Raw genomic sequence first — 21,193 nt, 5'->3', positions numbered from 1 at the left:
GGCGTAGCGCACGCAACCACGCCAAATTTTGACCATGCCCCTGCTCACTTTTGCATTTTGCACCTACAACCGTGCCGACCGACTGGAAAAGCTGGTCGCCGCCATGCGCGCGCAAAGCTGTCCGATTCCGTTCGAGGTTCTGGCGATCAACAACAACAGCACCGACAGCACGACCGAAGTGCTGACGCAGCTTGCACAGTTTCCGGGTCCTACATTGCGCTGGGTGACCGAGCCTGTTCAAGGGATTGTCGCTGCGCGCAACCGCGGCATTGCCGAGGCGCTGGACAGCGACATCCTGGTCTATATCGACGACGACGAAATCCCTCTTCCGGGGCTGATCGAGGCCGCCGCAGACGCGATCCTGAACGAAGGCGCCGAATGCGCGGGCGGGCGCGTGGAAATGGACTTCACCACGATCCCCCGCCCACCCTGGCTCGAAGACGACCTGTTGGGATTTCTGGCGGCCGTCAATCATGGTGCGGACGCCTTCTGGATTCAGGACGCCAGCACGCCGATCTGGACAGCGAACGTCGCCTATGACATGCGCCTGTTCCGGAATGACCTGACATTGCGTTTCGACAAGCGCTTCGACCGCGTCGGAAATGTTGTCGGGGGAGGCTCCGACGCCATCATGTTCCGTACCCTGCTGGAGCGCAAGGCACGCATCCGCTATCGCCCTGAAATGGCCGTACTGCATACGGTGGAAGAATGGCGCCTGACGCGCAGCTACTTCCTCAAACTGCATTACCGCGCAGGTCTGCGCCATGGCCAGCACCGGTTGCCAACTTATCATAAAATTTATCTGGGCCTGCCGCCCTTCCTCGTTACGCAGTTTCTGCGGCAAGCCGCCAAGGCCATCGGCATGCAACTCACCGGACGCCCGGGCGCGCTGCGACAGGGCATGAACGCGTCACATGCGTTTGGTGCCTTGATGGGTTACCGCTCGCGTTCGTGACCGCGCTCACCATCCTCATCTGCACCCACAACCGGGCCGATCTACTGGAACGTGTGCTGGCTTCACTCAATGCGGCAAAGCGCCCTGCCATGCCCGTGCAGATTCTGGTGGCAGCCAATGCCTGCACCGATGACACCGTCACGCGCATGCAAGCGTATCAGGCGCAGCAAGACGAAAAAGGCTGGCTACCGTTGCGGCTGATCGAGGTGCCCACGCCCGGCAAGTCGCATGCGCTGAATCGCGCCATACCGGAAATCGACACCGAACTCACCGCGTTTGTCGATGACGATCACCGGGTCGATGAAAACTATCTGGTCGCCATCGAACAGGCGGCGCAAACCTGGCCGGATGCGGGGCTGTATTGCGGCCGCATCCTGCCTGACTGGGACGGCAGCGAACCCGCATGGGTACATGACAATGGGCCCTACCGGATTTATCCGCTGCCCGTTCCGCGCTACGACCAGGAGAAACAGCCCAAGACGATCACCCCCGAGGAAGGGCCCATCCCGGGTGGTGGCAATCTGGTGGTGCGGCGTAATGTATTCGAACTGGCCGGCGAGTTTTCCACCGAACTGGGACCGCACGGGCATGACCTGGGCGGCGGCGAGGACAGCGAATATGTGCTGCGCGCCATGCATCGCGGCGTGCGATGCCAATATACCCCGGACATGGTGCAGCACCATTACGTCGACACCGAGCGACTCAGGCTTGGTTATCTGCTGAAGAAAAGCTATCAGCGCACGCGCTCCACCTCGCGCATTCACGGCAACGGCCGGGTGCCGCTTTTCATGTGGCGCAAGCTTGCGGAATATGGTTTTCACAGCCTGTTCAGCCTGTCGTGGGCCAGGCGCCGCTTCTACTGGATACGGACGGCGGCTGCATTGGGCGAGGTTCATGGCCGGCGCGAGTCGGGTTATCGCGGCCGCGGACTTGCCCTGCCGCCCGACCGCGGCATGGTGGGCATCGAGGCCTTGGCCCTGCTCGCTGCCGCCTGCGGCCTCATCGCCTGGTTCGCCGCCGGCGATGCGCGCTGGGCCGGCATCCTGCCCGCGATGGGTGTGGCAGTCGTGGGGGCGGCAGCGCTGCTCGCCAAATCGCTGCTCGATTTTTCCCAAACCGGGCCGCGTATGCGCGAGGAAGTGCTCACCCATTACCGGCGCTACACCCTGTTTGCACTGGCACGCCTGACTGCCTGGGCGTTCGCGCTGATGCTGTTCACCGGCGGCGCGGGGGTGTTGCTGTACTTCATGCTCAATACGGTGCTCGGCACGACGTGGTCGGCGGGCCTGGTCTTCATTGCCGCCATCCTGGGCGTGCTGGGCGCGTTCTCGCTGCAATTTATCCGCAAGCTGCGCTTCAACCCCGGCCTCCTGGTGGCGTCGATGCATTACCGCATGAGCCGGCTGTATCCGCTGTGGCAGTGGATGACCCCGGCCCGCATCGCGGGCCTGCAGTGGGGGGCAATGAGTCTGGCCGGGCTGCTGTTCGCGGCCGCCACCTGGCAGTTGGCGAAGGAGAACCGCATCGGCGACCTGATGGCGTTGTGGGCAGCCACGCTGTTTTTTGCCGGGACGATCACCTGGACGGGCTGGCAGCCGCAGGCACGCGCACCGCGCAAACTGCCGATACGGGCGGCCGATGCGCCGCCCAACATTCTGATGATCGGCTCCGACACGCTGCGCGCCGACCGCCTGGGCGCGCTGGGCTACCATCGCGCGCTGACGCCGAACATCGATGCACTGGCCGCGGCCGGCACGCTGTTTGCCAACTGTTATGTACCGTGCGCGCGTACCGCCCCCAGCCTGATTTCGATGCTGACCGGCACCTGGCCGCACACCCATGGCATCCGCGACAACTTTGTTGCTGACGAGGACACGCGCCTGAAAGTCGATGCCCTGCCCACGCTGCTGAAGCAGGTGGGCTATCGCACCGCCGCGCTCTCGGACTGGTGCGGTGGCGACATGGGAAAGTTTTCCTTCGGTTTTGATTACACCGACCTGCCCGAAGACCAGTGGAACCTGAAGTACCTGATTCGCCAGGGTCCCAAGGATCTGCGCCTGTACCTGTCTCTGTTCACCCACAACCGGCTGGGACGGCTGATGCTGCCCGAGCTGTATTATCTGGGCGGGGTGCCATTGACGCAGCCTTTGGGCAAGCGCGCGCGGCGGCTGGTGTCGCGCCTGGCGGAAAGCCCGCAACCGTTTTTTCTCAACGTGTTCTATTCCACCACCCATCCGCCGTTTGCATCGGAATGGCCGTGGTATACGCGCTTCGCTGATCCAGCCTATGCGGGCGAATCCAAGTTCGCCATGGCCCGGCTCACTGACCCGTTCGACATCATTCGCCGCCAGGGCGCGCCGAAGGCGGAATTCGACCTCGACCAGATCATCGATCTGTACGACGGCTGCGTGGCCGAGTTCGACGACGAAGTGGGGAAGATGCTGACGCATCTTGAAACCTGTGGCCTGGCCGGCAATACCATCGTCGTCGTCTACTCCGACCATGGCATGGAGTTCTTCGAGCACGACACCTGGGGCCAGGGCAATTCGGCTGTCGGCGAGGCGAGCCCGCGCATTCCGCTGGTGATTCGCGATCCGCGCCTGCCGGCCAGAGGAAGAGTCGACGATGTCGTCCGCACAATCGATCTGGCCCCGACACTTTTGGAATTATGCGGTCATCCCGCAACCAGTAATATGGACGGCGTGTCCCTTGTCAGTTGCATAGGGACTGACCGTGTCTGCCCAGAACTCGATGCTTTCAACGAGACCGGCATCTGGATAGCGGATATACCGGGGCTGCCCGACGATCACCTGCGCTACCCGGATTTGCTGGAACTGATGGAAGTGCCGAACCGTGGCAGCGGAACGCTCGCCATCAAACCCGAATACTGCGACACCATCTTCGCTGCCAAGGACCGCATGATCAGGCGTGGCCGCTGGAAACTCGTCTATCAACCGCTCAGCGACGGCCACCTGCTCCAGCTCTTCGACGTCGTGGAGGACCCCATGTGCAAACAGAACCAGATCGACCAGCATGCGGATATAGCAACCATGTTGTGGCAAAGGCTGTCCGTATGGATCGGCCGCATGCCTGAAGTTGCGTCTGTCAATGACAACGATGACAAAACGATAAAATCATGCGGCAGCTCCGCAGCCGCGCTCGCAGCTTCCAATACGCTGAACAACCCGCAGTAAAAAAAGGGAGCATCTGGATGTCGTTCAAAACAATCGCCAAACGTGTTTTGTGTAGCCTGGGCTACAAAATCGAGAAAATCGATCCACTGGAAGAAAGCATACCCGCCGACTACAACCATTCCCCTTTTCTTCCCCGCATTTATCGAGGCGCGCTGGATCGCTATCTTTACTTCAAGGATATGGTGGAGCGCGTACGCACGGTAGAGGGGGATATCGTCGAATGCGGCGTCTCAATCGGACATGGCGCCTTGCTGTTCACCCTGTTCAGCGACTATATCGGGACACCGCGGACATACTACGGCTTCGACTCCTTCGAGGGTTTCCCCGATCCGGTCGAAAAGGACGAAATCACGCCGATCAAGGGCAAGGGTTTCTGGGCCAACCCACCTGATACCGTGCTTAAAGTCCTGCGCGACGGGCGTCTGGGCGAAGAAGTCATCCGCGAGCGCATCCGCCTGGTGAAGGGATGGTTTGACAAGACCCTGCCCACGTACGAGGGACGCATCGCCCTCTTGCATCTCGACTGCGATCTCTACGACTCCTACAAGCTCTCACTGGAAACCCTCTATGACAAGGTTCAACCGGGTGGCGCGATCATGTTTGATGAATATGGCGACACCCGCTGGCCAGGTGCCACCAAGGCGATAGACGAGTTTTTCAGCGACAAGCCCGAAACGGTTCTGCCGCACCCAAAATGCGCCTGGAAATATCACGTCATCAAACAGTGATGCGCCATTGAGTCCCATACGTAGATCGCCGACTTTGCCATGGCCGTTTTGTTTGCATCGCCCGGAGAATACGATGCCGGTCTGTGACGTTTTCGCCTTGAGCCTGAACCAATGAACAAGAAACCCATAGTCTGTTTTTTCACCAACAGTTGCGGCGACTGGGGGGGCGCTAGTCGCGTGCTTTACACCAATCTGTGGCAACTCGACACTACCAGGCTAGACCCCATTCTGATACTACCCTGCAAGGGGCCGATCGAACCTGAACTGAAGGCGCACGGATTGCGCTACGAAGTGTGGTCAGGCTTTACCGAACCGGGCTCGCCCGCAGCCTACGTGCGCGCCCTCTGGAAAGCGTGGCGCTTTTTTCGCCGCGAGCGGGTGGAAGTCGTCCACGTCAACGGCTCGAACTTCTGGCGCCCGGCGGAATTGCTCGCTGCAAGGCTGGCCGGCATTCCCATCCTGGCGCACTACCACGTCATCAATCACAAACCTTCGCCTGCGATGCGCTGGTGCCGCGCAGCAATAGCGGTATCGCACTACACGGCGGACCAATCCGGTCCGCCGGCGCTCGCCAAGCCGGTGATCTACAACCCGATCAGCCTCGCACGCTTCGATGCCGGGCACAGCCTGCGCGAGGAACTGGGCCTGGGCCCCGATCAGGTGGTGGTGGCCTTTCTGGGACAGATCCGCGACATCAAGGGCGTGGCGGACTTCATCGCCATGGCCAGAAAAATTCCGGACCCCAACGCCCGCTTCCTGATTGCGGGGGAATGCCGCGACCCGAAGAAATTCCCTGGTTCGTATTCGGAACAGGATCTCGGGGACATGGTGGGGGACGACCCCCGCATCCGCTACATCGGCTATGTGAAGGCGGTGGAAAACGTCTACCACACCGCGGATATCGTGGTGGTGCCCTCGCGCTGGCAGGAGCCGCTTGGGCTCATCAACCTGGAAGCCGGCGCCTGCCGCAAACCGGTTGTCGCCACGCGGGTGGGGGGTATTCCCGAGGTGGTGGAAGACGGGGTGAACGGCTATCTGGTCGAGCCTGAAGACGTCGATGGACTGACTGCACGGGTTGCTGACCTGATTGCCGACCCGTCCCTACGCGCCCGCATGGGAGAGGCCGGCCGTGCCCGGGTGGAACAGGACTTCACGACCTGCCCGGTGAGGGCGTTCGAAACGCTGCTGTTGGGCTTCGTGCGCCCCTGAACGTGCAGTTTACTCCGGTGGGCAGAAGCGGCAATAGGGGTTGCTGGGGGTTCCGATTGGCGCGGCTTCGGTTTGCGCGGCGGACTCAGATTCAGGTAAAGCGGTGGCCGAGGGCGCCGGATCATTCACTGCCTCCGGTTTGGATGCCGGGGCATCTGGCTGCACTGCCACTGGCTCGGCTGCTTTTGCAACGACAGGCTCGGGGAAGGGCTTTTTTCCACCCAGTTCCAGATAGCGGCGCTGGAGGGCCGAGGAGTCAGGCACGTGGCGCAGGCCCTCGGTCACAATTTCAATTGCCCGGGCATTTGACTTGCCGGCAACATTGAGATCAGCCAACTGCAGATAGGGCTTGACGAACCTGGGGTTGATAGACAGTGCGTGGTTAAAATCCTTTACGGCTTCGCCAGGCTTGCGCATGAGTTTGAACACCTCGCCGCGATGTGAATATAGTTCAGCGCGCAGGGCAAAATCCGGCTTTTCCGCTTTCACCATGTAATTGAAGTTGTTCATAGCGTTCTGCAGATAGAAGCCTCGATCCTGTGGAGTGCGGGCACCCCAGTAGCGGTTGACGAAATTGAGGCCCGCGCAATAGTGATGCAGATCGATATAGTTCGAGCCAATCTGGTCACGCCAGGATTTCCATTCTGGCGAAGTGGGGGGTGAATTCCATTTAACCTGGCAATAGGGGGGCATGCGCAGCATTTCTGCCGCATTGGCTTTGGAGCTAAAATCGACCGCACCAGCGTGCGCACATACCGTACAGGCTGCGATACCCCAACCCAGCTGTTTCCAGTTCATTTCCCGTTCCTCGCCAAAATTGTCTGTTGCGTCGCCTGAGCGACCTGCTCCCATGCGAACTTCGCATTAACCCGACTCAATCCTGCCTGTCCCAGCGCATGCATCCATTCCGGTTTGGCCAGCAACTGGCGCAAACCGTTCACAACATTCATGGTATCAACGCCATCCACCCGCAGCCCGGTCTCATCATGCAGCACAGCCGATCCGGTACCACCCGCCTCGCCAGCCAGGCTGGGCTTGCCACACGCTGCCGCTTCGATGAACACCATGCCGAAGCCCTCGTTGTCGCCGTTGATGTCGCGATTGGGCATGGCAAAAACATCGCAGGCATTCATCCAGCGCGGCAGGTCTGGTTCACTCACTGCGCCTATCCGGTGGACGATGCCTTGCACATTATGTTCCGCGATCAGGCCGTCGAGGTAGTCGGTATCTTCACCGATGCCCGCGATGACATAGCGTAGCGGGATGCCTTCGGCGTGTAATTGCGCGACGGCACGGATCATCTGGTCGAAGCCCTTGCGGCGCGACAGGCGGCCGACCGAGAAGACCAGTTTTTCATCGGGGCGGATGCCGAGGCTTTCACGCAGTCCGCTGACATCGAGGCCCGGCCTGAACACCGAGACATCGACGCCCGGGTAAATGATGGTGATGCGTGCCGGATCGATGCCCATTTCGAGCAGGGTCTCCCGCGTGTGCTCGCTGTTGGCAATTACCCTGTCGGCATGGCGCAGGGCAAAGCGCATTGCCTTGAATTTTCCGCCGCGTCCCCAGGTGGTGAGTTCCTCCCCATGAGCATAGATCACCACCGGGCGAAATGTCAGTCGTGCCACGGCCCATGCAACCAGGCCTTCGGGCAGGGCGCGGAAGGCGTGGATGGCGTCGAAGCGGTGGGTGAGTGCCAGGGTGAGCGACTTGAAGAAGAAGCGCGTGTACATCACCAGCGATTCGGGGCGTAGCCAGGGGATGCGCTTGAGGTTGAGGCGGTGGATGGTGTTGGGGTGTGCTGTGTCGACTGCATCCGCGCCCGGCACGTCGGCGGTGACGATGTGGATTTCCTTGCCGCCTAGGCGTTTGTAGACTTCGGCCGCCCACACGGCGGTGCCGCCCTTGGTGGGGAGGAAGAGTTCGGTGAGGACGAGCAGGCGGTTCATGTGGAAAGCGCTATTTTATTTGACTGGATTCCGGCGTCCGCCGGAATGACGTAGGCGGCCCGCCCTCGGGGCGAATGCGGACGTTTGTGCGGTGCAGACCATGCTTGTGGGAGGCCCGCCCCCGGGCCGATTGCAGGCCGTTGCGCGGCGCAGACCATGCTTGTGGGAGGCCCGCCCCCGGGGCGAATGCGGGCGTTTGTGCTGTGCGGGCAATCGCGGCGAGGGCGCCGCTCCCACAGGTGAGTGCGGGGGTGCCGGTGCATGGCTGTTGCCGCTTCAGTGGCTTGACAGCCATGGCCTCCCCCTTGCGGGGACCCCACAAGAGAGTGTAGGCGCACCCACCAGGGGCAGACCATGCTTGTGGGAGGCCCGCCCCCGGGCCGATTGCAGGCCGTTGCGCGGCGCAGACCATGCTTGTGGGAGGCCCGCCCTCGGGGCGAATGCGGGCGTTTGTGCTGTGCGGGCAATCGCGGCGAGGGCGCCGCTCCCACAGGTGAGTCCGGTGGCGTTGTGGAAGCCCGCCTCGGGCCGAATGCGGACGTCCATGCATCATCCCCTGATCATCGAGAGCACATCGAGCAGGCTGCGCCAGTTGGGGCGCGCTGCCAGCGTGGGCAGCACGGCGCCAACAGCGGCGATGCGCTGGCCGTTTTTGCTCAATGCGCAGCCGAGGTTGTAGCGGGCGCTTTGCATCCGTGCTGCCACGCCGCGCCTGACCGACACGGGGAAATTTTCTGCCAGCCGGGAAAGGTCGGTCAGCGTGCGCACGTTTTCGCGCTGCGCCGCCACCGGATCGCGGCGGGTAGCGCTGCCGCCGTGGATCACATAGGCGCCAAGACTTTGGCAGATCACGCCGATGCGGCGGCTCTTCGCCACCAGCCGGGTCAGAAAGTGCACGTCCTCGCACACCTTGTAGCCGGTGGGATAACCGCCCAGTTCGATGAAGCGCGCGCGCGGCACCGACAGCGTGTGGGTGTCGCCGAAATGGTCGGCGACGAAGGCGGCGATCTCGGCGGGGGTTTCGATCACCACCCGGGCCGCACCCGCGGCCTTGTTCAGCATCATGCGTCCCGATTCGTGCTGCGCCATCGAGGTGCCGAGCAGGGTGCCGGTGTCGTCGCGGTATTCGTAATCGCCGGTCATGAAATCGAGCGTCGCGTCTTCGGCGATCCACTCGGCGTGCAGCTTGATGCGGTCGGGGGCATACCAGTCGTCGGCGTCGAGAAACGCCAGCCAGTCGCCGGTGGCGGCCGCCGCGCCGGCGTTGCGCGCCACCGAGACGCCGCTGTTTTGTTGCCGGATCAGGCGCACGCCGTCGAAGCCGGCCGCGATTTCTGCGGTGGCATCGGTTGAGCCATCGTCGATCACGATGATTTCGTGCGCCGGCCAGCTTTGCGCGCGCACCGACTCGATTGCGCGCGCCAGCGTGGCGGCGGCGTTGAAGGCGGGGATGACGACCGAGAAGCGCGGGTTCATGCGCGCCCCCCCAGCAGGGCCAGCGGCAGGGCCAGACCGCTTAATTGCGACAGGCGGCGAAAGCGCGGGATTTCGTCGAGGCGCGCGCGCCAGGCGGCAAGCCGCGGCTTGAGCCGGATTTCGACCCAGGCCGGGTCGTGGTTTCGCATCGCGTGTGCAAGTTCAAGCGGGGCAGCAAAGCGCAGATCGGGGCAGCTTGCGAGGGCTTCGCGCAGGCCGGCTTCGAGAGCAGTCAGGCTGGCGTCCGGTGCCTGCAGGAAATTGAAGCGATGGGTTTCGACCAGGCAGGCGCGCCCCTGCCGGGTGCGCGCCCGCAGGCCGTCGGCCAGGCGCTGCGGCGCATGCCCCAGTGCCGGCTCGAAATACACGTCGCGCACCAGAAAGCTTGGCCCGGCGAGTGAACGCTCACCTGCCAGCATCGTGGCATCCACGCAGCCCGGTTGGCCGGCGGCATTGCGGCAGGTGGCACGGCGGCCCGGGGTGATGATGGCCTCGATCCCCGCCTGGGCCCAGGCGGCTTCGACGGCGTCGTTCCAGACGAAGGTGGTGGCGACGGCGACCTGCGGCGCGCTGCCGAACAGGGCCTGGTAGTCGGCGGCCTCGGTGGCGATGGCTTGTTGGATCGCGGCTGGCGTCAGCGCACGCGACGGCAGGCTGGACGCATCGACCCAGCGGCTTTGCAGGGGGGATGGCAGGTCTTCGGTGGACGCGGGTTCGGGGGCGGTGAGCCAGTCGCGTACGGCGGGGGTGTCACGCGCGGCAGCCAGCAGCGCAGGCGGCCAGTAGTGGCACTGGCCGTGGAGTTGCGGGGCGAAGACGCCGGCCCGGATGCCGGACTGAATGGCAGCGCGCACGGCGTCGAAGCGGGGATCGGCCAGGGGCAGCGCGTGGTATTCGGCGCAGTGGGTGGCGGCGATGCGGGGGCCGTCGGGGACTTCCAGGATGAGGCCGAGGGTCATGACTGCGGGCCGGCCGCTGTGATCGCGGATGTGTTGCAGCAGGGTTGAGAGCCGGGCCAGCGCATCGGCCTGCGCCAGCGGACCCGCGCCCCAGTCGTCGCTTTCGATGACGAGCACGGGGTGGCGCAGCACGGGTTCGCGCCAGCGCGCGGCGAGGGGGCCGGCGAAGGCGAGCAGGACGGCGGCCCATAGCAGGAGGATGGCCGCGAGCGCGAGGGCTAGCATCGTCACTGGGACGCCCTCTGAGTTGCATCATCCCGGCGAACGCCGGGATCCAGTTCAACAAAGGCGCTGGATTGCCGCGCTTCGCTCGCAATGACGGTAAAGGCATATTCCAGAGTGTAGGAGCACCCGCGAGGGGTAGGCCATGCTTGTACAGCCGCTGAAGCGGCAACAAGCATGCTCGCCCGCCCCCGGGCCGATTGCTGGCGATGATGCGGCGCGGGCAATCGCGGCGAAGGCGCCGGTGCGTGGTTGTTGCCGACTTGTCGGCTATTCAACCACGGCCTACCCCTTGCGGGTGCTCCTACAACGACCGCCCATAGTAGGAGGGGCGCCCTCGCCCCGAATTTCGGCGGCATGGAAGTGGGCAAATTCATGACGCCCATCAATACCCCATCCTGGCGGCGACATCCGCCACCTGCGGCAGCACGCGTTCGACTTTGTCCCGGTTGCGGCCGTCTTTCCATTTATCCAGGCGGATTTCGGAGAAGGCGTTGTAGGGGATGTCGAGCACGTCGGCGCAGTGCGCCTGCAGGCGGGCGTCGAAGGCCAGGCCGCAGCCTTCGAACACCTGGCGGAAGGTAGCGACTGGGTCGCGCAGGAAGTCTTCGTAGAACACCTCGACCCACTGCCCGGCGGGCACGTTGGCCTTCGCGTCGAGGATGGCCTGGTTGATGGCGGTGTACTGGAACGCGGCGACGTCCTCGACCGGCGCATTGACAACCTCGCGCCAGCCGTCGGCCAGAAAAAAGCACCACTGCGTCAGCGCGCCATTTTCCACCGCCACCTTGGCCGGCAGGTCGTTCGACCAGGTGGCGAATTCGTCGGGCTTGCGCCAGCCCTCGATCAGCGAATTGAGGTTGTCGCCGGGGCTGCGCTTGATGAAGACGAACACGGCATCGGGAAACAGTGCCCGCAGATAGGGTACGCACAGGCCGTTCTGGTTGTTCTTGTCGACCCAGCGATGGTGGCCGCTGCAACTGTAGAAATAGCGGCTGACGGTGTTGCGGTCGGCCGGGCTGGCGTCGCCGGCATCCAGCGCGTGGGTGTCCCAGTGCTTGTCGGCCGGCGGATGCAGGTCGGTCCAGTAATCGTGGGTTTCGCGCTGCAGGCTGCCGATCTCGCGCGATTCTGACAGGGTTTTGTAGACCAGGGTGGTGCCGGCGCGAGAGCAGCCGACCACGATGATCGGGCGCTGCGCAGGTCGCCGCGCAAGCGCCCAGCGCAAACTGCGCACACCACGTTGAGCGCGCCGCGCATGGTAGGCAAGTGTTTTGCTGACTTTGATCAGGAATGCATTCAAGGGCTTGGGCTTTCTGACAATAGGGCAACGCTTGGTGAAACTCTGCAAAATCTGTCATCGCAAGGCGCATGGCGACGCGGTGATCCAGAATGACGCTGTCGATCAAAAAACTGGATTGCTTCGTTGCACTCGCAATGACCAAGAATAAATCAACGCTTCCCTGGCGGACCCAACATACAGGATTCGTACCAAGCGACAGGCTCGTTTATATTGTCGGACATTATCCCGCATCACTCTGACACACGACACCATGGATGGCATTTTCGGCTGGCTGGGCGAGCACGGCGCGCATCAGGATTTGATCAAGCACATGGGGCAGGCGGCCTGCCTATCCCCCGAAGGCCTGCTGCACGCGCATAGCAGCCAGATGCTGGGGGTGGCGGGCTGCTCGCGCCTCGGCAAGGCCGAAATCCACGTTGAAAACGGGCTGGCCGCGGCACTGTACGGACGACCGCGCTTTCTCGATGACGGCTTGGCCTTCATCGCCCGCGACCAGAATCCGGCGATGGCGGTGGCGCACGGCTGGCTACGCTTCGGCGAAAAACTGCCCACGCTGATGCAGGGCAACTTCGCCTTCGCCGTGCTCGAACCGTTGAAGAAAAAAGCCTTTCTGGCGCTCGACCGCGTCGGCGCCGAGCGCCTGTGTTACGCCAAGCACGGCGGCCAGCTGGTGTTCGGCAGCAGCGTGCAAAGCGTGGCGGCCCACGCCGCCGTGGGCCGCGTCATCGACCCGCAGGCAATCTACGACTATCTCTATTTCCACACCATTCCCGCACCGCGCAGCCTGTATCAGGGCGTGCGCAAGCTGCTGCCCGGGCAAACCCTCACCCTGAAAAACGGCCAGGTCAGCACCGGGTTTTACTGGCAGGCCGATTACACCCCGGTCGATGCCGGCTTCGACCCCCTCCGCCGCGATTTCCGCAAGGTGCTGGAGCAAGCGGTACGCGATGCCGATGCGCCGGCCACCGCAGCGTTTCTGTCCGGCGGCACGGACAGCTCGACCATCGTCGGCGCCCTCACCGCCGCGCGCGGCGCGCCGGTCGACACCTTTTCCATCGGCTTCGACGCCGACGGTTTCGATGAAATGGAATACGCGCGCTGCGCCGCCGAACGCTACGGCAGCCGCAGCCACGAGTATTACCTGAAGCCGGCCGACATCGTGACCGCGATTCCGATCATCGCGCGCGAATACGACGAGCCGTTCGGCAACGACTCAGCGGTGCCGACCTGGTTCTGCGCCAAGACCGCGCGCGAGGCAGGATTCGAGAACATGTTCGCCGGCGACGGCGGCGATGAAATCTTTGGCGGCAACGCGCGCTATGCCAAGCAGCGACTGTTCGAGGCCTATGCCCACCTGCCCGCCGTACTGCGGCGCGGGCTGATCGAGCCGCTTGCAAACTTGCCGGGGCTGTCAGACCGGTTCCCGCTGTCCAAGCTGAAAAGCTATGTCGCCCAGGCCAAGGTCGGGCTGCCGCTACGACTGGAAAGCTACAATTTCCTGCACCGCACCCCGCTCGATCAGATTTTTGCGGCGGATTTCATTCGTGCGGTCGACCCCTCATCGACGGACGCCGCCCTCAGCGAAGTCTACGACCGCACCAGCTCCGACCATTACATCAACCGTCTGATGCATCTGGACCTGAAATTCACCCTGGCCGACAACGACCTGCGCAAGGTCGGCACGATGACGGAAGCGGCAGGGATCGAGGTGCACTACCCGCTGCTAGACGACCGCCTGGTCGCGTTTGCCAATCATCTGCCGGTGGATTACAAGGTGCGCGGGCAAAAGCTGCGCTGGTTCTTCAAGGAAGCGCTGGACGACCTGCTGCCGGAAAAGATCATCAACAAGACCAAGCACGGCTTCGGCCTGCCGTTCGGCGTGTGGAGCACGCAATACGCCCCGCTCGGCGACATCGTCGGCGACAGCCTGTCGGACTTCAAAAAGCGCGGTTTGATCCAGCCGGCGTATCTGGACCACATGCTGGCCATGCAGCGCGGCCAGCATGCCAGCTATTACGGGGTGATGATCTGGGTGGTGATGATGCTGGAGCAGTGGCTGACGGCGAACGAGCACTGAGGCAAAGGCGTTGGGCTTGGCAGCCCAACCTACCGCTGCTGCAGGTCCGCGCTGTTGTAGGAGGGTCGCCCCGGCCCGATGCTATGGTGATTGCGACGGTGCGAAAATCGCGGCGAGGGCGCCGCTCCTACCGGTGAATGCTGCAGGTCCGCGCTGTTGTAGGCGGGTCGCCCCCGGCCCGATGCCGTGGTGATTGCGACGATGCGAAAATCGCGGCGGGGGCGCCGGTGCGTGGTTGTTGCCGCATAAGCGGCTTACAAACACGGCCTACCCCTTGCGGGTGCTCCTACCGGTGAATGCTGCAGGTCCGTGCTGTTGTAGGAGGGTCGCCCCCGGCCCGATGCCGTGGTGATTGCGACGGTGCGAAAATCGCGGCGAGGGCACCGGTGCGTGGTTGTTGCCGCATAAGCGGCTTACAAACACGGCCTACCCCTTGCGGGTGCTCCTACCTGCCTATGCGCCGCCCCGCACCTTCATGCTCAAACCGGCTGGACGGATGCGGCGGCATGCTGTTTTTCACCGGGTTCATGGCTGGTGCGATTTTGTCCAGCACACCCGAGAACTTGGCTACCATCACAAGGATAATCATCAGGTGATAGGTCAGGTCGAAATAGGCCAGCCCCAGGAAGACACCCCCCACCCCGTATCCGACCAGGCTGACCTGGATCATCGCGGCCAGATCGGACGCCCATTTTCGCCCGGGGTCATGCTTGCACTCGCGGATGACCTGGTTGGCGCGCAACCAGGCGAACACCGCCAGCAGGATGAACATGCCGAAGCCGATGAAACCGTGCTCGCCCATCACCTCGAAGTAGATGCTGTGCACGTCGTGCACCCTGAAGGGCTCGGGCGCATATTGGCGGAAGGTCGGCGCCCTGAACATTTCGAACCCGCCACCGGTGACCTGGTCCTTCGCTACATTGAATGCGGTATGCCAGGCGTTGATGCGCCCCAGGGCCGAGGAGTCTTCCTCATAGGACTTGATCGTATTCATGCGGTCATACCATTCCTGCGGCATCACCGATGCCATGATCGCAACCGCGATCACCATGTAAATAGTCATGACAAACTTGTGGCGGCTCTTGAACCACAGGAACAGGCCCATGGCCGCCATCGCCAGCAATCCGCCACGCGACTGGCTGCCAATGGCAGCAATCCCGGACAACACCATGGCTGACGCCAGCCCCCAGCGTACCCATTGCTGGGTCGCCTGCAAATGCAAATAGCGGATCAGCGGAACAAGCATGGCCAGCACCAGCGCCATTTCATTGTTGCCGGCAAAGAAGGTACCGGTCGGGCCCTGCACCCTGAACTGGCCGCCGTGAAGGATGGTGAAAATGCCGCCCTTGACCCCGTAGTAGCCCAGCGACAGGGCGATGACCCAGATCATCCAGTGCAGATGCTTCCGTTCCTTGATGATCATGAGGGTCAGAAACACCATGAGCTGGATTCTCCAGACCTTGCTCCACTGCGCCCATGCCAGCTCGGAATAGAACGCGAAAAACGTGGTGATGAGCATCCAGCCGATAAACAGCAGCAGCAGGATAGTTTCGCGCGTCCAGACCATTTCCTTTTTCTCTTTCGAGAACGCAAAGGCGACGATGGTGACGACGGCGGTCATGAAAGCGAACGGCATATCGTAGGCAAAGCCCCAGGCCTGCCGATGCGGGTTCATGTAGCCCAGCCAGCACCACAGCAAAATACCGATCCACGGCCGCTTGAAGATGAAGGGCAGCACGCCGAACACAATTGCGGTGACCAGTATGTCTCTCATGCGTGATTCACTCCAGGCGCTATTGGCGCAATGCTGATCCCCGGGCTATCCATCATCAGCGCATCGGGAACATATTGGGGATTGGGGGCGCGCATGCTGACTCCGCGATGGCCATTGAGGCCTGTGGGAGCGCCGCCCCCGGCGCGATGTGCGCACGCTATCGCGCCGGGGGCGGCGCGCCTACGGGGGCGGCGGGGGACTTGATGCCAGGCGGTTGAATTCATGCTGTGGCCTGCGCAAGCGCGCCCTGCAGGGGGACATGACTGACGACATAACGATGTTTGCCCGAGGCTTCGGGGGCAATGGCATCCAGCAGCTTCAGTTCTATTTTCAGCTCGCTCCCCAAGCGGGCGCACAAGCCCTGCTGGATGGCTTCGCCTGCTGCGTCGTTCCAGCGCGCGTCCGGCACGACCTGCACTTCCATCCGGTCGACCGTGTGCTGGATCAGCTTGAACTGGCCGATGCCGGGAATCGCGCGCAGCACATAAATCACTGCCAGCGCATGCATGATGCGGCCATCGGCGGCGACGATGAAATCGGTTTGCCGTCCGACCACGGCATCCAGCACGGCCAGGCCGCGCCCGCCGGGATCGGTCTTGCCTGAACGCCGGACCACGTCGCCGGTGCGATAACGAATGAAGGGCTGCGCCTCGGATACCAGGCTGGTGATCACCGCCTCGCCCTCCTCCACCGGATTGCCGGCGTCGTCGAGCACTTCGATGAGATGCGTTTCGCTCATTTGCAGCAGGGGTCCGTCCGGCGATTGCAGCGCCATCAGGCCGGCATCGCGGGCGCCGTATTCGACCGAGACCGGCACCCCGAACACGCGTTCGATCAGTTCGCGCTGGTGCGGAAACAGTGGCTCGCCGGTGGTGCTCACCACGCGCAGCGCGGGTAGCTTGGGCCGGATGCCGCGCGACTCGGCATGCGCCGCAAGCAGCGTCAGGCTGCTGGCATAGCCATAGATCGCCTTCGGGTTCCATGCCTGGATCGCCGCCAGATACTCGTCCATGCGCGCGGGCGTCATTTCGAACGCATTCAGCAGCAGTTGATTCACCAGACGGTCGCGCAGGGTCTTGATGCGGTCGGTCTTGTTCAGTTCCACCGGCGCGCCCCACAGATACACCTCGCGGTCGCCCGGCTGCACGCCCCACCAGCGGCGTGCGCGCAGGCGGCCGGCGGCATCTGCAGCCTGGCGCGCGCGGCCAAAATAGAAGATCAGCGGCTCGCCGCTGGAGCCGCCGGTGGTGTATTTGAACACGCCGCCCGGCACCTCGCGCCAGACCAGGCGCTCGACGTTGTCGCGCGCATCGCGCTTGTTCATGGTCGGCAGACGGGCCAGGTCAGCCAGCGTCGCACGGCCCGCCCTGGCGGAATCGTCCAGTCCGGCTGCACGCAGGCGGTCGGCATGCCAGGGGCTGTGCGCCAGCGCGCTTTTCAGCAGCGCGTTGAGACGTCCGGCTTGATAATCCTGCATCGCATCGTGCGACAGCCATTGCGTCCGCTCAAGCTCGGCGAGCATCGCGAAGGTGGGGCGGTGCATCGCCGCCTCCTGGGCGCGGTAAACGCTGCGGGCGAACCAGGCCGGGACGCTCATGACATTTCCTGGCGGGGCAGTGCCCGGAAACGCGCCAGCAGTTCGTCGCACAGCGCAACCACCGCAGGCGCGATGTCCGGCGGGCTGCGATGCTTGACCGAGCGCGCATGAATGCGCCCGGCGACCCGGTGATTGAAACCCTGCAAGCCGAGGAAATCGTAGACTGCCGCCACTTCACGCAGGGGATGCCGCACCAGATCTTCGTAGAACACCACGCGCACGCGCGCATCGGCGGCCAGCTGCTGCTCGAAGAACAGCGCATTGCGATAAAACCACATGATCGCGGCGCCCTCGGCCTCGCTGGCGTCCGGGCGGTAAAGCGCAGCGAGCAATTCGCAGGTGGCGGGCGACATGCCGCGCCCGCGCCAGTCAGCCACGTCGCCATGCGCCAGTCGCTGCCATTGCGGGACGAAGTTGCCGAATGACTTGATTGCCGAATTGACGCTGTCGCGCCAGTCGCGCACGACCCACAGGGTTTTCGCCGGACTGAACGTTTCCATCAGAAACTTGATGCGGTCGAGCTCGCACAGCGCCTTGATCACGAACACCGGTGCCGGGCATTGCTGCGCTAGCTGCCGGATCACGGCCAGATCGCGCATTTCGTAGCGCTCGAACGCGCGCGGGTCGGTTTCGTGGAACACCTGGGTGTCCGCGCTGGCATCCAGCACGTCCATCAGCAAGTTGGTGCCGGAACGCTGCATGCCGGCGACCAACACATGGTGCGCAACGGCGCGCGGCAACACGCGCTGGCGAAGTGCCTTGCTGTGCCGCCACAATGCATGCCGGATGCGGCCAGGCAGGCTGCGTGCGTCGTGGCCGGTGGCGGGTTTGCTGGCGCTCATCGTTCGGCTGCTGCCGGCGCAGACTGTTCCGGATTGCTGGCGTTGGCGAGCAAGGGGGCGAACGCCCGCAGCAATTGCGTCACGCGTTTTTCCCACTGGTTGGCCTGGGCGTAGTCAAGGATCGCGGCGCGGTCCCACTCTTTTATGAGAGCGGCATCCAGCGCCTGCTGCAGGGCGGCGCTGTCGCCGAACGGGACGATGCTGCCGAGTTCGTCGCGGCAGACCACTTCGGCGTTGCCGCCGACATCGGTGGAAACGACCGGCAGGCCGCAGGCCATGGCTTCGAGAAAGACATTCGCCCAGCCCTCGTTGCGGGTGGCGAGCACGAACACGTCCGATGCCGACAGCGGCCATTTGAGTTCGTCCGACGGCAGTTCGCCGAGGAAATGCACGCGCCCGGCCAGCCCCAGCCGGGCGACCTGGGCGGCGAGTTCGGCGCGGTTGTCGCCTTCGGGGCTGGCGCCGCCGACGATGAGGTAGTGCAGGTCGGGATGGTGCTTGATCAGCGCCGGCATGACGTCGATGACGCGGTGCATGCCCTTGCGCTCGACCAGCCCGCCCACCGAGACCAGCACCTTCGCGCTATCCGGCAGGCCATATCGCGCGCGGGCTGCGGCGCGGCCGACCGGATGGAAGCGGGCGGTGTCGACGCCGTTGCCGACGACTTCGGTTTTATCTTCGCCGGCGCCAAGTTCGATCGCCAGGCGGCGCAGGGAATCGGAGACGGAAAACACCCGCGCGGCGGCTTTCAGGGTGCGCGACAGCCGCGGGCGCAGCACGGGGTTCCTGCTGTGCGGCACTTCGGTGCCGCGCAGGGTGATGGTCGCTGGCAGGCCCAACCAGCGCCCCAGCCGGGTGGCGGCTTCGCCGTCGGGGTAGGTGAAATGGGCATCGATCAGTTGCGCGCCCTGGCGCTTCAGTTTTCGCATCAACCAGAAACTCGCCAGCGCCATCGACCAGCCGTCGAACTGGCGCAACAGGCCGGGCACCGACAGATAGCGCGGGTGGTACACGCGGATGCCGTGCTGGGTTTCCAGCGCCGGGGCCTGTGGGCGGTAGCCGGGGCGCAGCAGGCGGATCAGCGACTGCCCGGGAAACCACGGCTGCGGCGAGACGACGGCGAGCGGCCGCTGCTGGGCGACGCGGAACATGCGCTCGCGGATGAACAGGCCGGCGCCGGGGCGCGCCGCGCTGGGGAAGAGCGCGCTGAACACGACCAGGTCGATGCGGTCGGATGGGCGATCTTCAGCCAAGCGCGGTCACCATTCCGGATTTGACGAGGCTGCCGTATACGCCGCGGTAGCGCGCCACGCTGGCAGCCCAGGTGCGCTCGGACTCGACGAACTGGCGGCCGTTGCGCTTCATGCTGTCCCAGCCCTGCTCGTATTTCAGCAGGCCCACCACCTTGCTGGCGAGGTCGCCCGCGTTGCCGGCGTGGAACAGGACGCCGGTCTTGCCGTCCTGGATCAACTCCTTGTGGCCGCCGACGTCGGACGCCACCATCAGGCGGCCCTGCGCCATGGCTTCCAGCGGCTTCAGCGGGGTGACCAGGTTAGTCAGCCGCATCGGATGGCGCGGGTAGACCAGCACGTCGACCAGGTCGTAATAGCGGTTGACGTCGGCGTGCGGCACGCGCCCGGTGAACACCACCCGGTCCTTCAGGTCGAGCGCCATCACCTGCTGCTTTAGCGCGGCATCCTGCGGCCCGCCGCCGACCAGCAGCACCTTGACGTCGGGCATCTGCTTCGCGATGGCCGGCAACGCGGCGATCAGCAGATCGAGCCCTTCGTAGGCGTAGAACGAGCCGATGAAGCCGAGCACGCGGCTGCTGCCGAGGCCGAGTTTCATTTTCAGTTCGGCATCGGGCTTGCCGCCGACGGCGAACTGGTCGACGTCGACGGCGTTGGGGATGACGGTGATCTTGCCGGGCGGGATGCCGCGCGCGACGAGATCGCGGCGCAGGCCTTCGCAAATGACGGTGACGGCGTCGGCGTTTTTCACCGCCCAGGTTTCCAGCGCGCGGGTGAGCTTGTAGCGCAAGCTGCCTTCTTTGGTGCTGCCGTGGTCGACCGCGGCGTCTTCCCAGAAGGCGCGGATTTCATAGACCACGGGGATGCCAAGCTTGCGGCCGACGCGGATCGCCGGCACCGCGTCGAGCACCGGCGAATGGGCGTGGATGACGTCGGGTTGCAGTTCCTTCGCCAGGCCCAGCAGGCGAGCTTCGATCGCGCCCATCACCGCGAAGGGGTCGCCCCCGGGGAGTTTGGCGAGCAGGCCGGTGGGTTGGGGCGTGCGGTAGAAGTGCAGGCCGTCGGCGTCTTCTTCCATCACGTCGCAGTTGAGCTGCTTGGGGCCGGACAGGTGGTAGGTGTCCCAGCCCATTTTTCGCTGGTTGCGCAGGATCGCCGCGCTGCGGAAGGTGTAGCCGGAATGCAGCGGCAGGGTGTGGTCGAAGACGTGGAGGATTTTCATGGGTGTCAGCTTTCATGCCGTCATTGCGAGTGCAGCGCGGCAATCCAGGATGGATGCACACCAGTGACTTTATTCCGTGCTTCGCACCACGACGACTGGGTTGCTTCGCTTCGCTCGCAATGACGGGCATAGTCCACGCAGGTTGGGCTGAATGACACGTAGGTTGGGCTGTATGAAATGAAGCCCAACACACCCAGCGCATCACTCACGCGCACAAAGAACTCCGCGCGCGGTCCAATGCGTTGGGCTTGACAGCCCAACCTACGGCCTGCGCAATCTGCGTCTACAGGACGGGATTGTAGGAGGCCCGCCCTCGGGCCGATTGCGGACGGTCGTGCGATGCGGGCAATCGCGGCGGGGGCGCCGGTGCATGGTTGTTGTCGCTTTATCCGAAGGTGTATCCCTTGGGACAGCGGCTGTACAACCATGGCCTCCC

The 21,193-nt window shown here is 63.8% G+C and carries 15 protein-coding genes; 5 read left to right on the top strand and 10 right to left on the bottom strand.

Features of this window, described 5'->3' with window-relative positions:
- Positions 1-34: 34 nt before the first annotated feature.
- From ABW22_RS06405 to ABW22_RS06390, 4 genes are all read left to right on the top strand, one after another.
- Positions 35-955 (top strand): glycosyltransferase family 2 protein, encoded by a 921-nt coding sequence (locus ABW22_RS06405; protein WP_059753728.1) that lies wholly within the window; start codon positions 35-37, stop codon positions 953-955.
- Positions 952-4,149: a sulfatase-like hydrolase/transferase gene (locus ABW22_RS16725; protein WP_082708586.1), complete on the top strand. Its 3,198-nt coding sequence runs from the start codon at positions 952-954 to the stop codon at positions 4,147-4,149. The genes ABW22_RS06405 and ABW22_RS16725 overlap by 4 nt, the downstream gene beginning before the upstream one ends.
- Positions 4,092-4,877: a TylF/MycF/NovP-related O-methyltransferase gene (locus ABW22_RS06395; protein WP_082708584.1), complete on the top strand. Its 786-nt coding sequence runs from the start codon at positions 4,092-4,094 to the stop codon at positions 4,875-4,877. The genes ABW22_RS16725 and ABW22_RS06395 overlap by 58 nt, the downstream gene beginning before the upstream one ends.
- Before the next feature lie 111 nt (positions 4,878-4,988).
- Positions 4,989-6,086 carry a glycosyltransferase family 4 protein gene (locus ABW22_RS06390; protein WP_059753457.1) on the top strand — a complete coding sequence of 366 codons (1,098 nt, stop codon included), beginning with the start codon at positions 4,989-4,991 and terminating at the stop codon, positions 6,084-6,086.
- A 9-nt stretch (positions 6,087-6,095) separates the two neighbouring features.
- Here ABW22_RS06390 and ABW22_RS06385 read toward each other — a convergent pair whose 3' ends face one another.
- The 5 genes from ABW22_RS06385 to ABW22_RS06365 form a co-directional block, all read right to left on the bottom strand.
- Positions 6,096-6,884, bottom strand: coding sequence for a hypothetical protein (locus ABW22_RS06385; RefSeq protein WP_059753454.1), 789 nt, complete (start codon positions 6,882-6,884; stop codon positions 6,096-6,098).
- Positions 6,881-8,035, bottom strand: coding sequence for a glycosyltransferase family 4 protein (locus ABW22_RS06380; protein WP_059753451.1), 1,155 nt, complete (start codon positions 8,033-8,035; stop codon positions 6,881-6,883). The genes ABW22_RS06385 and ABW22_RS06380 overlap by 4 nt, the downstream gene beginning before the upstream one ends.
- 549 nt (positions 8,036-8,584) lie before the next feature.
- Positions 8,585-9,511 (bottom strand): glycosyltransferase family 2 protein, encoded by a 927-nt coding sequence (locus ABW22_RS06375; RefSeq protein ID WP_059753448.1) that lies wholly within the window; start codon positions 9,509-9,511, stop codon positions 8,585-8,587.
- Positions 9,508-10,695, bottom strand: coding sequence for a hypothetical protein (locus ABW22_RS06370; protein ID WP_082708582.1), 1,188 nt, complete (start codon positions 10,693-10,695; stop codon positions 9,508-9,510). Before ABW22_RS06370 ends, ABW22_RS06375 begins: the two co-directional genes overlap by 4 nt.
- Before the next feature lie 382 nt (positions 10,696-11,077).
- The gene (locus ABW22_RS06365; RefSeq protein ID WP_059753441.1) at positions 11,078-11,995 is read right to left on the bottom strand and encodes a sulfotransferase family protein; all 918 of its coding nucleotides are present in this window, start codon (positions 11,993-11,995) and stop codon (positions 11,078-11,080) included.
- A gap of 250 nt (positions 11,996-12,245) precedes the next feature.
- On the opposite strand from ABW22_RS06365, the gene ABW22_RS06360 reads away from it, so the two are divergent.
- Positions 12,246-14,072, top strand: a complete 1,827-nt coding sequence (locus tag ABW22_RS06360) for an asparagine synthetase B family protein (protein WP_059753437.1) — start codon at positions 12,246-12,248, stop codon at positions 14,070-14,072.
- A 445-nt stretch (positions 14,073-14,517) separates the two neighbouring features.
- Here ABW22_RS06360 and ABW22_RS06355 read toward each other — a convergent pair whose 3' ends face one another.
- The 5 genes from ABW22_RS06355 to ABW22_RS06335 form a co-directional block, all read right to left on the bottom strand.
- Positions 14,518-15,846, bottom strand: a complete 1,329-nt coding sequence (locus tag ABW22_RS06355; RefSeq protein WP_059753434.1) for a putative O-glycosylation ligase, exosortase A system-associated — start codon at positions 15,844-15,846, stop codon at positions 14,518-14,520.
- Positions 15,847-16,066: 220 nt separating this feature from the next.
- Positions 16,067-17,443, bottom strand: a complete 1,377-nt coding sequence (locus tag ABW22_RS06350; RefSeq protein WP_059753429.1) for a phenylacetate--CoA ligase family protein — start codon at positions 17,441-17,443, stop codon at positions 16,067-16,069.
- A complete protein-coding gene (locus ABW22_RS06345; protein ID WP_059753425.1) occupies positions 17,440-18,285 on the bottom strand; it encodes a sulfotransferase family protein in 846 nt (281 codons plus the stop codon). Before ABW22_RS06345 ends, ABW22_RS06350 begins: the two co-directional genes overlap by 4 nt.
- Positions 18,282-19,538: a glycosyltransferase gene (locus ABW22_RS06340; RefSeq protein ID WP_059753423.1), complete on the bottom strand. Its 1,257-nt coding sequence runs from the start codon at positions 19,536-19,538 to the stop codon at positions 18,282-18,284. Before ABW22_RS06340 ends, ABW22_RS06345 begins: the two co-directional genes overlap by 4 nt.
- Entirely contained in the window at positions 19,531-20,757 is a 1,227-nt protein-coding gene (locus tag ABW22_RS06335) for a TIGR04063 family PEP-CTERM/XrtA system glycosyltransferase (RefSeq protein ID WP_059753419.1), read from the bottom strand. Before ABW22_RS06335 ends, ABW22_RS06340 begins: the two co-directional genes overlap by 8 nt.
- Positions 20,758-21,193: the final 436 nt, after the last annotated feature.

This window comes from Thiobacillus denitrificans (assembly GCF_001530125.1).
GTDB classification, from domain to species: domain Bacteria; phylum Pseudomonadota; class Gammaproteobacteria; order Burkholderiales; family Thiobacillaceae; genus Thiobacillus; species Thiobacillus denitrificans_C.
This window is presented reverse-complemented; position numbering and strand designations above follow the sequence as displayed.